The sequence below is a fragment of the Myxococcus virescens genome (genome assembly GCF_900101905.1).
Classification (GTDB): domain Bacteria; phylum Myxococcota; class Myxococcia; order Myxococcales; family Myxococcaceae; genus Myxococcus; species Myxococcus virescens.
In genome coordinates, this window is the sequence record NZ_FNAJ01000002.1 from 260,399 (window position 1) to 272,228 (window position 11,830).

Sequence of the window (11,830 nt, forward strand, 5' to 3'; positions counted from 1 at the left end):
CTCAGTAGCGTTCGAAGACGAAGGTGAACGTCTCCCGCTCCGTCGGGCCGAAGGTGAGCCGGAGGAAGCGGTCGCCGCCGGGCGCGGTGAACTTCAGCGTGTGGGTGATGGCGGGAAGGCAGACGGGGCGGGCGGGCTCCAGCGTGGAGGCGACGGCGTCCTCCCCTTCCGTCGTGTCGTGCACCGCCACCGGGATGGGGTGGTTGAGGTACAGGATGACGGGCTCGTCCCGGCTCTCTCCCGACACGACTTCCGTGTAGCCCAGGAAGGAGGTGCCGCTGGCGGGGAGCGTCAGGCCGTAGAACTCGTGGGAGCTATCCGTCGCGGGGTAGATGGTCGGGGAGGCGCTCGCGGTGACGGGCACCGGGCTCTCCAGCAGTGCGTGGGCGCAGGCGTGTTCGGTGGTGCCGTCGCGCCGGCCGGTGGTGAAGTCCAGCCGCCCATCACCGAGTCCCGCATGCGACGTGTCCACCGCGTGGCCCTCCGTGCCGCGCAGCGCGCCGAGCTCCAGGGTGTACGCCGTCTCCTCCTCCAGCGGCGGCAGGTCGGATTCGGGCCGGGGGATGGCGACCGAGAGCGTCAGGCCATCCTCGGACCAGGTGCCCGTCAGCGTGCGAGGGGGATTGGCCGGCGTCGTCCGGTCGACGAGCGTGACTTCCGCCGCCGTGGTGTCCATGGGCGTGTCGAAGGTGAGCGTGACGAGCTTGCGCACTCCGGTGGTCGTCGCATCCGCCTTGAACATCTCCACGGGCAGGACGTTCGTCTCTCCCTCCGAGGGCGTGGAGCCGATGACCGCGGGGCCCTGGACCGAGCCCGCGTCGGGCTGTGTTCCGGCATCGGGCTGCCTGCCCGCATCAGGTTCGGTCCCCGCATCCGGACGGGTGCCCGCGTCCGGCGTCGGAGGGACGGGGTCGTCATGGTCACAGCCGGCCAGAGCCAGCAGGGCGCACGTGGCGAGCAAGGTGGTGGTGGCGACGGTTCGCATCGGAGGGCCTTGGTGAGGTGGGGCGGGGAGAAGGTCCGGAGCGCCCCCCGAGGTGAGCGGGGCGCCCCGGTGGAGGGGCTGCGGTGATGCCCAGGTCACCCCGAGGGTGACGGGCTAGCAGTTGAAGATGGCGGGGTTGGTGTCGTCGCAGTCGAAGCGTTGGGTGACGTAGCCCGCAGGCGCCTCACACGCGAAGCGGTAGAGCGGGCTGTTGGCGCCGTAGCCATCTCCGTCCGCGTCCCGGTAGTAGCGGCCGCGGTTGTCAAACAGGTACTCGGGCACGATGCCGACCGAGGTGGTGGGCGCGGTGATGTTCAGCTCGTAGGTGTGGCCGACCGTGAGGTCGAACACCCGTGCGTGGTGCAGCGTGCAGGTGCCCTCGGTGATGCCGTTGGTGCTGACCAGCGCGGTCAGCGTGACGTTGGGCGTGACGCTCTTGTCCACGGCGGTGATGGTGACGTTCTGCGTGGCGTAGAACGCGACGGACTCCACGGTGGAGCCCGCCGAGGCCCTGGCCACGGGGATGTACGTCACCTTGCCCGTGCCGCTGCCGGACAGCGTCACGGTGTAGTGCTTGTGCTGGGTGCTGATGTCGGGCGCCCCCGTGGCGCCATTCACGTTCACGTTGTCACCAGGGTTGGACGCATGGGCGCACGCGTGCGTCGTCATGGCCGTGTTGTCCACGCTGGCGCAGGTGGCCTCCAGGGGCTGCTCCTGCTCCGACGTGAAGTCCTGCCCTGTGTCGTCCATGGGGCCGCAGGCGGCCAGCACCAGGCCGAGGAATGCACTGCAAAGGGGCCGCTGGGTCAGCTTCATGATGAGGCTTCCTTTCGTGAGCCGGGCCCCGCGAGGCGCGGGCACCCGCAGTCCCCACTCATGATGTAAACGCAACTTAATTGCAATAACGCGAGAGGTCGGTTCGTCCCGGATGCGTTACTGCACGTGCTCGATGACCATGTGGAGTTCGGGCAGCGACGTGGGGCCGAGCTGGAGCGTGTACTGGACGCGGTCCGTCAGTTCGTAGCCGACCATGTGCTTCAGCTCGTCGCAGAAGCCGCCGGTGGCCTGGGCGCCGGCCTGGGGCACGGTGGTGCTGATGGCCGTCTCGGTGAGGGTGACGGGCACGTCCGGGCTGCTCAGGTAGACGACGAAGTTGCCGGTGGCGAAGGCCTTATAGCTGAACGTCCCCACGTACTGGCCGTTCTCCGGGAGGAGCTTCACCGTGTAGTAGGTGTGGAAGTCGTCCACGCGGGGATGACGGGCGGTGGTGGCGTTGACGGTGACGAAGGGACCGTTCGTCACGTGCCAGCAGGCGTGCTCGCCGTCGTCACCGAAGTCGAAGCCGTCGCCAGGGACGTGGTTCGGGTCCGGCACGCAGGCCAGGCCATCATCGGCGGCCACGTAACCCTTGTTGCAGTGGCACCAGTCGCCCGTGGGCTCCCGGTGGATGTGGCCGTCGGGCTCGCAGGGGTCGCCGGGCTCGATGAGCGCGGGGTCATCGTCACCGCCACAGGCGACGGCCGCCGCGGCACACGCGGTCAGGAAGAGGACTCGGAGGGTCGGGCGCATGAGGTGCTTCATATGTGTTTCCTGAATTCAAATGCAACTAAAGTGCAATTGCGTCCAAGTGTGTACGGGCGAAGGCCCACGGCGGGAGGAGGAAGCTCCCGCCGTGGGCCTTCAAGATGCTCCGCGGGTCAGGTCAGTGGTGGTGACCCGCCTCCTCGATGATGAGGGTGAAGGCGGCGTTGGAGGGGAGGATGGAGCGGAACTCCAGGTAGTACTCGGTGTCGGCCTCGAGGTCCGCGACGTAGGCCGTCTTCAGGCTGGAGCAGACCTCGGTGGGGACGGTGTAGCGGCACTCGCGCGCCACCTCGGTGCCGGTGGCGGCCTCGAAGATGCGCAGGCCTCGCTGACGCGACAGGATGAAGGCGAACTCACCCGACTCGTCCGGGAGGAACGAGACGCGACCGGCGTAGTTGAACGGCGAGCGCTGCGGCAGGGTGACCTGGTAGGCGGTGTGGGCCTGGCTGACATCCACCAGGACGGGCGCGCCCAGGGCGGCGGCGGTGATGGGTTCGAAGGGGCCGTATTCGGCGTGGTAGCACGCGTGCTCCACGACGTGCTCCAACTCCTCGGGCTCCTCGCAGGCGGGGAGCATGCTGAACAGGGCGTCCTCGCTGCTCTCCAGCGCGGCGGCCTCGGGCGCCACGGGGGACTCCTCCTCGACGGGGGTGCCGCAGCCGGCGATCAGGACGGCCACGCTGGTGGCGAGCAGGGACTGCTTGAAGGGGAACTCCAGCTTCATGGTGGTTGCTCCTTGGAGGGGTACTGCGGGGTGACAGGGGGGGTGTTCAGGGCGTGGCGGGACGCAGGACGAGCCACGCGGCCACGACCTCGCCCGAGGCCCGGCGCTCGGGGGGCAGCTGCATGTGCGTGGTGTCCTCGCCGAGCCGCAGGTCGGCGGTGCGGCGGAAGGACTCCTGGAATGAGTCGCTGTCCGGGAAGGTGACGCGGGCGACGCAGCCGGCCGCGAAGCATCGAGGTGGCTCGGCCTGGACGGGCAGCACGTCGGCCTCCACCTGGGCATGCCACTTCGCCAGCGCCGCCCGGGCCTGCGCCGTCCAGGGCTCGTGGCTTTCGCCGGAGGCCGTCAGCTCCGCCAGCACCGCGTCGCGGCGGGCTTCAGGCGAGGAGTACGCGCCGCGCAGGGCCGTCACCAGCCGCAGGCGCTGGGCAGGGGGCGTGCGCCGGGAGCGTGCGGAGCGCTCTGTGTCGGACGCCGAGGTGGGCCTGGTGATGAGGCGAGAGTCCGCCAGCGCGGGGGCGACAGGCGTGGAAGGCGGGGGCGTGACGGAGCGCGGCCGCGGTGTGGGGGCCTGGGCGAGCGAGGTGGAAACCTCGGGCTCCGCGGCCTGGGACGGAAGCGCCACGGGCCGGTCAAGCCAGGCCGCGACGGCGCAGGCCAACGCCAGTCCCGTGAATCCCATGCTCCAGATGAGTCGGCTCACGATGACGCGCCCTCCGTCGCGGCGGGACAGAGCGCTGCCGTCCCCGCCAGGTCCCCATTCCAGGAACGCTCGCGATAATGTGACATCGTGAGTCAGTTGCAATCAAGTTGCATTTTAGAGGTAGAGCGGTGACGTGGGGACGTGCGCGGAGGGGGGGAATCGCGCCGTGTGGTGGGTCTTTTGGGACCCTGTATTTCTTGTTTTTCAGGAAGGTTGGTTGCCGGTCACGAACCTCATCCACTAGGACCGTTGCACGTGCTTGGTCCGCGCGTGCGGCCGCCCCGCATGGCCGCCCCTCTCACGCCGAGGTCACTCCATGGGATTTCCGTCCTTCTTGTTGCGCGTGGTGGTGCTGGTTGTCCTGGCTGTTCCCACGTGGGCTCAGGCGGGCTCGTATCTGCGCGTCGTCAGTTGGAACCTGCGTCACGAGGGGTGGACCGCGGAGCAGACGTATCGCGAGGACGCGGAGCAGATCTGGCGGCAGTACGGCGCGAACAGCAATTCCAACAACGGCTGTGACCTGGTGTTCCTGCAGGAGGTGATGAATACCAGCGTGGTTCCGGCCATCGTGGCGGAGCTCAACGCGGTCTCCGGCGTGAAGTGGCGCTATGCGCAGACGCCGCTCATCGGGCGCTCATCGTACAAGGAGATCTACGCGGTGTTGTACCGGGAGGACACGGTGTCACTGCTGTCATCCAGTGTGTACGAGGACACCGGCGACACGTTCGAGCGCGAGCCGCAAATCGTCCGCGTGCGGCACACGCCCACGGGCGCGGACTACACGTTCATCAACTGGCACACCGTCTGGGGCAATCCCTCCGACCGCGACGCGGAGGTGAAGCAATTCGGCGCGGTGTTCAAGGCGGTGCAGGACGCCAGCCGCACCGACCAGGACGTCATCCTGGTGGGTGACCACAACATGGCGTGCACGACGGCGTCCTGGGCGAACCTGGTGGCGCTGTCTCCCACGGTGGCTTGCAAGCTGAACGTAGCCACCACCATCAATCTCAGTGGTGGCTACGTGAATGCCTATGACCACTTCTGGATGCAGCCCGAATACGTGACGGAGTTCTCCTCGGCGGGGCGCGACTACATCGGGAACACGCGGGACTTCGTCACCCGCCTGGCGGACCATGCGCCCATCTACCTGACGCTGTATTCCACCAGCGATACGGATTGAGAAATTGAAACGTCGCGCATGGGGTGTGGGGGGGGCCGCGCTGGTGTTGGCCGCGTTCGTGCTGTGGTGGCTGTGGCCCGCGGACGCCGCCGCGCCGGTGACGCCCGCGCGCACGCCCGTTGTCCGCACGAAAGCCCCAACCCCCGTGAGTCCGCCGCCTGAGGATCTGGAGCCCGCGCACTCAGAGGGACTGGTTCTGCGAGTGGTGCTGCAAGGGGATGTTCCCTTCCAGGGAGAGGCCCGCGTGGGCGAGGCCTCCATCTCCGACGCGGACCGGCACCTGTGGGAAGTGTCGAAGCGCGAGGGGCGCGAGGGCGCCGGGCCTGAGCGGCTGGAGGACCTGGCCAACGTGTTGGAGTGGCGGCCCGTGGAGGTGACGCCGTCCGCGACGGGGGGGACGTTGGGACCGGTGCTCGTTCCAGTGGTACCGCTCTACCGGGTGGTGGCCTGGGCAGCGGATGGAACGTTCTGGCTGGGCGATGTGGTGCTTGAGGAGGGGGTCACCACGGGCGTCGTGGAGGCCGTGCTGTCTGCCCGGGCGCCTACCGGTGTGCGGGTGCGGCTCACGGGAGTGCGACCCGAGCATGGCCCGTTCTCCCTTCGTGTGGTGCGTGGCGTATCCCGGGATGTTCGCGACGCGGAGCGCGCGAGCGAACTGTTGCCCGTGATTCGGCATGTCGCGCCGGACATCGCCTCCGCGCTCGCGGACGGTACGGCGCTGCCGCTCCCCGTGGGGAAGTCGCTGGAGTTGCTGCCATTGCCCACGGATCCCGCGGTGGGGTTGGTGCTCCGGAGCGCGGCGGGACGGGAAAGCGCGTGGGTGGAAGTGCCTCTGCGCGAGGGGCGTGTGGAGCCGGTGGTGCTGGACGTGGGTTCGCTCTTTCCTGAAGGCGTGGGTGAGGCGGTGACGCTACGGGGGAAGCTGGAGCTGGAAGGAACGTTCCGTCCACCGGAAGGCGCGAGGCTCCTGGGGCCGGGGGACGTGGAAATCCCGCTCGCGCAGGATGGGCGCTTTGTCGTTTCGGGGCTGCCGTCCTGGGAGCCGTCCCGCTTCCGCGTCGAGGTGGCATCGCCCGTTGCCAGACGTCCGGTGGCCGCGACGGAACAGGCTTTCGATTTCAGGCCCGTGCCGGGTGTGCGGGACGCCGAGGTGACGTGGCGCGTGAAGGCCTACCGGTGGCTCGTGCTGCGCATGGATGCCGCCATGCGGGCACAGATAGAGGCACGGACCCAGAAGCCCTATCCCGTGTTCGTTCTTCAGCGGTGGCGCCGCGAGAACCAGTGGGAGCTGGCCTCCGCCGGCGCATTCATCCAGGAAGAGGATGGGATGGCCGTGTCCATTCTGGAACCGGGGCGCTATCGGCTGCTGGTGTCCTTCTCTGTTCACGAGGTCTACACCAGCACCGCCGCGGACGTGGGCCAGGACATGGCGGATGGCACCGTCACCTTCCAGGTGGACGTGGAGGGGAACGATTGCGAGGTGCTCGTCACGGATGGGCGCAAGCCGGTGTTCGGCGCGCGAGTCACGGCATCCAGTGACGTGAGCTCACTGCCTCCCGCGTGGGGACTCACGGATGCGCAGGGACGTTGGCGGTTGGGGCGCGTGAGGCCGTTCGGCCTTCACCTGGAGGTGGAGGCGGAGGGATACGCGCCCTGGACAGGCGAAGTCGCCGAGGCCTGCCGGCGAGGGGGCGAGGTCCGCGTCCAGCTTTAGGGGAGACCCCGCTCGCGGCGATGGCCACGAGCAGGGCCTGGGCCGCACACGTCAGGCCGCGTTGGCGGTGATGGCCATCAGCTCCGTGCGAGTACGCCTGGGGGCCGCGGCGGGCTCCAGCTCATCGGCCACCGGGGCATCCGTCTCGCCCCCTTCGGTGGCCAGCTCCGGCGCGCGGTTCTTGCCGCCCAGGGCTTCCACCCACCCCTCCAGCAGGTCCATCAGCGCGCTGCGCTGCTCGCCTTCCAACGGCATCAGCAGCCGGGCCATGCGCTCCTGGACCACCGAGTCCGCCTGCTCCGCCAGGGCGCGGCCCTGCTCCGTGAGCCTCACCCGAACGCGGCGCCGGTCATGCCGCACGGAGCGCTCGCGTTGGACGAGCTGCGCGGCCTCCAGCCGGTCCAGCAGCCGGCTCAGCCGGGGCGGGGCAATGCCGCCCAGCCGCTCCGCGAGGACGTTGACGGGAAGGAGGCTCTCCGCCTTCAGCCACCAGACGGCCTGGACCTCCATCGGGTCCAGCTCGGTATGGGGTAGGGCACCCAGGGGGCTGCCCAACGCACCGCAGCGCGCTACGTCGATGAGCAGATTCCTCAACCGCGCCACCTGCACCCGCACTTCCGCCGAGAGCTCGGACATCCTGGTCGCCTCCGTCTCTCGGGCGTCATCGTCCCTCCGGCCGAGGAGTCCCGATGACCGCCCGTCTTCCAAGGGGGCAAAGGCCCCACCCGGGCGATCAACGGTCCGGCGCGGAAGGCATATCGGACCCACCGAAAGAAATGTGCGGGGCGCGGTCCGTCAGGCGCCGCTGGCCTTCTTGCGCTGGGCCTTCGCCTTGGCGTGGGCCTTGTCGAAGCCCTCGTAGAAGCGCACGGCCTGCTCGCCCACCATCTGGATGTGCTGGTTGTTGAAGTAGGCGGTGACGGGCGCGGCCACCAGCGGCATGGCTCGCCCCAGCGTCTGCATGCCGCCCTTCTCCAGCAGCATGGCGGCCAGTTTCCCCAACACCTTGGGACCCGCGCGAGGCAGCGGGCCCAGGCCGTTGGCGTAGCCGAACAAGTCCAGCATCTCCCCGCGCGCCCGCTCCGTCTTGAGGTTCACCTTGTAGAGGGTGGCCACGTCCGTGAGCAGGATGATTTGCAGGTACGCCATGAAGAGCAGGTCCGCCGGCAACGCCACCAGCCCGAACACCCCGCTCACCCCGCCCACCATGCTGGCGAGGTTCTTCTTTTCGTCCACGATGCGCTGGGCCAGCTCCCGCGGCGACGCCTGCGGGTAGCGCTTCTCCAGGGTCGTGATGCGCACACGCGAGCGCGCCACCTCCTGGAGGACGATGTCCGACAGCCGCGCCGAGCCGAGCTTCTTCAGCTCCGCCGGAGTCATCTTCTTCATGAAGGCCAGCCGCTCGGCCACGCTGTCGTAGAGACCCATCCCTCAATAACCCCGCTCGGACAGGTAGAGGTCCACCAGCGCGCCTTCTTCGTACCAGGCGTGCCGCATCTCTACGTTGAACCAGCGCGAGTCCGGCTTCGGACCGCGCACCTCCAACTTCACCTGATTGGGTGAGGTGTCGATGATGGCCGCGCGCGCCTTGCACGCCGAGCCCGGGTCCTCGCCGTAGCCACCCTCGAGGCAGATCTCATCCCCCACCGAAAGCCGGCGGGTGTACTCGGTGGCCAGGTAGAGGGCGTCGTCACACGAACCCCGCGCGGAGGACGTGCCGAGCGCATCGCACCGGTTCTGCGGGGGCGCCTTCACGACGGGGATGACCCCGTAGAGCGGGTCGTCGTTGTTCGGATCCGGACGGAAGGCCCCCGTACCCGTACAACCTGTCAGCACCAGCGAGAGCGCGCCAGCGCTCACCCACGACCGCCTCATCGTATCGACTCCTCCGGGGCCCACGACCCCACCCTTTAAAGAGGGGAGGAGCATGGCAAAAGGCGTTCGATGGGGCAAAGCAGCCAGCGGACCGCCGCGGCGCGGGACGTCAGGCCGAGCGGCGCTGCGGGCCCGGAATCTCCTTCGTCTGCCCGGGCACCACGCGGTTGTCCTTGTCCACGAACACCACGGTGGGCTTCCAGTTCGCCACCTCGGCTTCCTCCACTTCCGCGAAGGTGGCCAGGATGACCAGGTCGCCCGGCTTGTTCAGGTGCGCCGCCGCGCCGTTGATGCAGATGACGCCGCTGCCGGCCTCACCTTCCAGCGCGTAGGTCTCCAGGCGCGTGCCCTGGGTGACGTTCCAGACCGCGACCTTTTCGTTCTCCACGATGTCGGCGGCGCGAAGCAGGTCGCGGTCGATGGTGACGGACCCTTCGTAATCCAGGTCAGCCTGGGTCACGGTCGCGCGGTGGATTTTCGACTTGAAGAGGATGCGGCGCATGTGTGTCTCGACCTTGGAAAAGCGACAAGGACGCCCCACCGTAACGTCTGAGGCGCCCAGGGACAACCCTGTGTTCAGCTCCCCTGCCCGTAGTGCAGGCAGGCGTCACTTAACGAAATTGACGAGCTGATTGAGACTCAGGGGAACGCTCTGGGATTCCGAGGTGAGCTTGCCGTCCAGGCGGACCTGCGCATTTCCGCCCGAGCGCAGGGCCAGGGCCGCGTTCGCCGCGCGAGCGAAGCTGATGGTGAGGGGCAGGGTGACCTGCTTCGTCCCGCTGCCGTCCAGCTTGCCCAGGTTGCCGGTGGACAGCGTGCCCACATCCGCGCCCGCCACCTTCAGCGCGCCAGTGATGCCGGCCACCGGCAGCGGGAAGCTGTTGCGGTTGGTAATCGACAACGGGAATTCCACGGTGGCGCCGGTCAGGGTGATGTCCTTGATGCGCGGCGCCTGGAAGGACACCTGTGGAATCTTGGGGACCTCGAAGGTTCCCTCCTTCGCCAGCGGGAAGCTCAGCACGCCCAGGGGCGTCTTGACGCCCAGCGTGCCCTGCGCCTTGAAGGCGGCCTTGTCCTGCTTGAGGAAGGTCTCCAGCACGGGGACCACGTCCGCGAACTTCACGTTGGCCGGGAAGACGAGCTCGCTCTTGCCATTGGCCTTGAGCGCCAGTCCCGAGCGCGGCTTGCCGGCCACGACCTGCTTGCCCTCCACGAAGAAGGCGTAGTCCACCTCGGCCAGGTTCAACCCGAAGCCGTTGGGGTTGTTCAGCTCGTAGACCAGGTTGATGGTGGCGTCGGACAAGGACGCATCCGCGAGCCGGGCCGTCTTGAAGGAGAGGGTGGGCTTCTTGAAAGCCCCCTTCAGCATCTTCTGCAAGGCGGCGCAGCCGCTGAGCGTGGTGAGTCCAAGGACGGCCAGGACGAGAAGGGCACGTTTCATGGTGGGCATGGGCGTATCACCGGACGCCCCTTCTCCGCGCGGGATTCAATCCAATGCCGTGGGAGGTGGTATGTGGGGAGCCTCCCGTACCCAGATGGAGGCACCTTGTCCGGGGTCCGTGCACACATCTCCTCCCATCTTCCGCCCTGGCGCGCCGTGCTGGCCCTGGGGCTCCTGGCTGCGGCATCGGTGTCCTGTTCCAGGAGCAGCCAGGACCCCGCGGAGCGGCGAACGCTGTCGTTGAAGCCCTGCCGCCTGGAGGGGCTGGCCACGCAGGCCCAGTGTGGGACCTACGAGGTCTTCGAGGACCGGGCGGCTCGCACGGGCCGCAAGATTCCCCTGCGCGTGGTGGTGGTGCCGGCGCTGGCCGCGCAGCCGCAGCCGGATCCGTTGGTGCTGCTGGCGGGAGGCCCGGGCCAGGCGGCGTCGCGTTCGACGCAGGTGTTGATGGCGGTGGAGCGCATCCGCCGCAAGCGCGACATCGTGCTGGTGGACCAGCGAGGCACGGGGGACTCGAATCCGCTGAACTGCAAGACGGACTCGCCGGAAGAGGGGCTGTCCGCGCGGCTCGAGGAAGGCAAGGCGGCGGAGGAGGTGCGCAAGTGCCGCGAGGGCTGGGACGCCGATGTGCGGCACTACACCACGCCCGTCGCCATGGATGACCTGGACGAGGTCCGCGAGGCGCTGGGCTACGAGAAGCTCAACCTCTGGGGCGTGTCCTACGGCACGCGCGCGGCGCTCGTGTACATGCGGCAGCACCCGGAGCGCGTGCGGACCGCCATCCTGGACGGCGTGGCGCCCATGGGGTTGTACCTGCCGCTGTTCGCGCCTCGCGACGCGCAGCAGGCGCTGGACCGGCTGCTGGCGAACTGCGAGGCGGACGCGGCGTGTGCCCAGGCGTATCCGAACCTGCGGCCCAGGACGGAGGCGTTGTTGACGACGCTGGAGACCACGCCCGCGCGCACCCAGGTGGCGCACCCGCGCACCGGCGTGTTGGAGGAGGTCGTCCTGTCGCGCCGCGCCTTCCTGTCTCAGCTCTTCGCGCAGCTCTACAGCCCGGAGATGTCCTCCCTGGTGCCGTTGATGCTGGACCGGGCCACGCAGGGAGACTGGTCCCCCTTCGTCGCGCTCAGCGTGGGCCTGACGGAGAACCTGGGGCGCACGGTGAGCCATGGCCTCTACTTCGCCGTCGTGTGCGCGGAGGACGCGCCCTTCTACGACGAGGCGGCGTTGGTGCGCGAGTCGCAGGGCACCTGGTTCGGCCCGACCATGGGCCGCGAAGTCCTCTCCGTCTGCGCGGACTGGCCGCGTGGGAGCCTTCCCCAGGGCTATCGCGAGCCGGTGGTGTCGTCGGTGCCCACGCTGCTCTTGTCGGGCGAGCTGGACCCGGTGACGCCGCCCGCGTGGGCCGAGGAGGCGAAGCGCACGCTCTCCAACAGCCTGCATGTGGTGGTGCCCGGCGTGGGCCACAACACGATTGGCGCGGACTGCGCGCGCACGCTGATGCTGGACCTGCTGACCCAAGGGAGCGTGGAGGGGCTGTCGTCCGCGTGCGGCACGAACCTCACCCGTCCTCCCTTCTTCACCTCCTTCGCCGGCCCGGTGCCTTGAGGACGCGCGCGCC

The 11,830-nt window shown here is 68.7% G+C and carries 13 protein-coding genes; 3 read left to right on the top strand and 10 right to left on the bottom strand.

The window, feature by feature from the left end; genetic code table 11:
• Position 1: 1 nt before the first annotated feature.
• The 5 genes from BLU09_RS07705 to BLU09_RS07725 form a co-directional block, all read right to left on the bottom strand.
• Entirely contained in the window at positions 2–985 is a 984-nt protein-coding gene (locus BLU09_RS07705) for an Ig-like domain-containing domain (protein WP_261770718.1), read from the bottom strand.
• A 114-nt stretch (positions 986–1,099) separates the two neighbouring features.
• The gene (locus BLU09_RS07710) at positions 1,100–1,801 is read right to left on the bottom strand and encodes a hypothetical protein (protein ID WP_244171510.1); all 702 of its coding nucleotides are present in this window, start codon (positions 1,799–1,801) and stop codon (positions 1,100–1,102) included.
• 117 nt (positions 1,802–1,918) lie between these two features.
• Positions 1,919–2,566: a hypothetical protein gene (locus BLU09_RS07715; RefSeq protein ID WP_090487773.1), complete on the bottom strand. Its 648-nt coding sequence runs from the start codon at positions 2,564–2,566 to the stop codon at positions 1,919–1,921.
• 121 nt (positions 2,567–2,687) lie between these two features.
• On the bottom strand, positions 2,688–3,293 hold the full coding sequence (locus tag BLU09_RS07720) for a hypothetical protein (protein WP_167371053.1): 606 nt from the start codon (positions 3,291–3,293) through the stop codon (positions 2,688–2,690).
• A gap of 46 nt (positions 3,294–3,339) precedes the next feature.
• Positions 3,340–3,996, bottom strand: a complete 657-nt coding sequence (locus BLU09_RS07725; RefSeq protein WP_244171512.1) for a hypothetical protein — start codon at positions 3,994–3,996, stop codon at positions 3,340–3,342.
• Between the two features lie 316 nt (positions 3,997–4,312).
• On the opposite strand from BLU09_RS07725, the gene BLU09_RS07730 reads away from it, so the two are divergent.
• Positions 4,313–5,176 carry an exonuclease/endonuclease/phosphatase family protein gene (locus BLU09_RS07730; RefSeq protein WP_090487779.1) on the top strand — a complete coding sequence of 288 codons (864 nt, stop codon included), beginning with the start codon at positions 4,313–4,315 and terminating at the stop codon, positions 5,174–5,176.
• 4 nt (positions 5,177–5,180) lie between these two features.
• Positions 5,181–6,890, top strand: coding sequence for a carboxypeptidase-like regulatory domain-containing protein (locus tag BLU09_RS07735; protein WP_090487780.1), 1,710 nt, complete (start codon positions 5,181–5,183; stop codon positions 6,888–6,890).
• Positions 6,891–6,941: 51 nt separating this feature from the next.
• Here the strand turns inward: BLU09_RS07735 and BLU09_RS07740 are convergent, their stop codons facing one another.
• The 5 genes from BLU09_RS07740 to BLU09_RS07760 all read right to left on the bottom strand — a co-directional run bounded on the left by BLU09_RS07740 (position 6,942) and on the right by BLU09_RS07760 (position 10,215).
• Entirely contained in the window at positions 6,942–7,526 is a 585-nt protein-coding gene (locus tag BLU09_RS07740) for a MarR family winged helix-turn-helix transcriptional regulator (RefSeq protein ID WP_141588111.1), read from the bottom strand.
• Between the two features lie 159 nt (positions 7,527–7,685).
• Entirely contained in the window at positions 7,686–8,318 is a 633-nt protein-coding gene (locus BLU09_RS07745; protein ID WP_090487784.1) for an EcsC family protein, read from the bottom strand.
• A gap of 3 nt (positions 8,319–8,321) precedes the next feature.
• Positions 8,322–8,765, bottom strand: a complete 444-nt coding sequence (locus tag BLU09_RS07750) for a hypothetical protein (protein WP_090487786.1) — start codon at positions 8,763–8,765, stop codon at positions 8,322–8,324.
• 109 nt (positions 8,766–8,874) lie between these two features.
• A complete protein-coding gene (gene panD / locus BLU09_RS07755; protein WP_090487788.1) occupies positions 8,875–9,267 on the bottom strand; it encodes an aspartate 1-decarboxylase in 393 nt (130 codons plus the stop codon).
• 105 nt (positions 9,268–9,372) lie between these two features.
• A complete protein-coding gene (locus BLU09_RS07760; protein ID WP_090487790.1) occupies positions 9,373–10,215 on the bottom strand; it encodes an LEA/WHy family protein in 843 nt (280 codons plus the stop codon).
• A 96-nt stretch (positions 10,216–10,311) separates the two neighbouring features.
• On the opposite strand from BLU09_RS07760, the gene BLU09_RS07765 reads away from it, so the two are divergent.
• Positions 10,312–11,817 (top strand): alpha/beta hydrolase, encoded by a 1,506-nt coding sequence (locus tag BLU09_RS07765; RefSeq protein ID WP_090487791.1) that lies wholly within the window; start codon positions 10,312–10,314, stop codon positions 11,815–11,817.
• The last annotated feature ends 13 nt before the right edge of the window (positions 11,818–11,830 follow it).

Coding starts and splice junctions, on each gene's coding strand:
- BLU09_RS07705 (WP_261770718.1), bottom strand. CDS start 985: ATGCGAACCGTCGCCACCACCACCTTGCTCGCCACGTGCGCCCTGCTG.
- BLU09_RS07710 (WP_244171510.1), bottom strand. CDS start 1,801: ATGAAGCTGACCCAGCGGCCCCTTTGCAGTGCATTCCTCGGCCTGGTG.
- BLU09_RS07715 (WP_090487773.1), bottom strand. CDS start 2,566: ATGAAGCACCTCATGCGCCCGACCCTCCGAGTCCTCTTCCTGACCGCG.
- BLU09_RS07720 (WP_167371053.1), bottom strand. CDS start 3,293: ATGAAGCTGGAGTTCCCCTTCAAGCAGTCCCTGCTCGCCACCAGCGTG.
- BLU09_RS07730 (WP_090487779.1), top strand. CDS start 4,313: ATGGGATTTCCGTCCTTCTTGTTGCGCGTGGTGGTGCTGGTTGTCCTG.
- BLU09_RS07740 (WP_141588111.1), bottom strand. CDS start 7,526: ATGTCCGAGCTCTCGGCGGAAGTGCGGGTGCAGGTGGCGCGGTTGAGG.
- BLU09_RS07745 (WP_090487784.1), bottom strand. CDS start 8,318: ATGGGTCTCTACGACAGCGTGGCCGAGCGGCTGGCCTTCATGAAGAAG.
- BLU09_RS07750 (WP_090487786.1), bottom strand. CDS start 8,765: ATGAGGCGGTCGTGGGTGAGCGCTGGCGCGCTCTCGCTGGTGCTGACA.
- panD (WP_090487788.1), bottom strand. CDS start 9,267: ATGCGCCGCATCCTCTTCAAGTCGAAAATCCACCGCGCGACCGTGACC.
- BLU09_RS07760 (WP_090487790.1), bottom strand. CDS start 10,215: ATGCCCACCATGAAACGTGCCCTTCTCGTCCTGGCCGTCCTTGGACTC.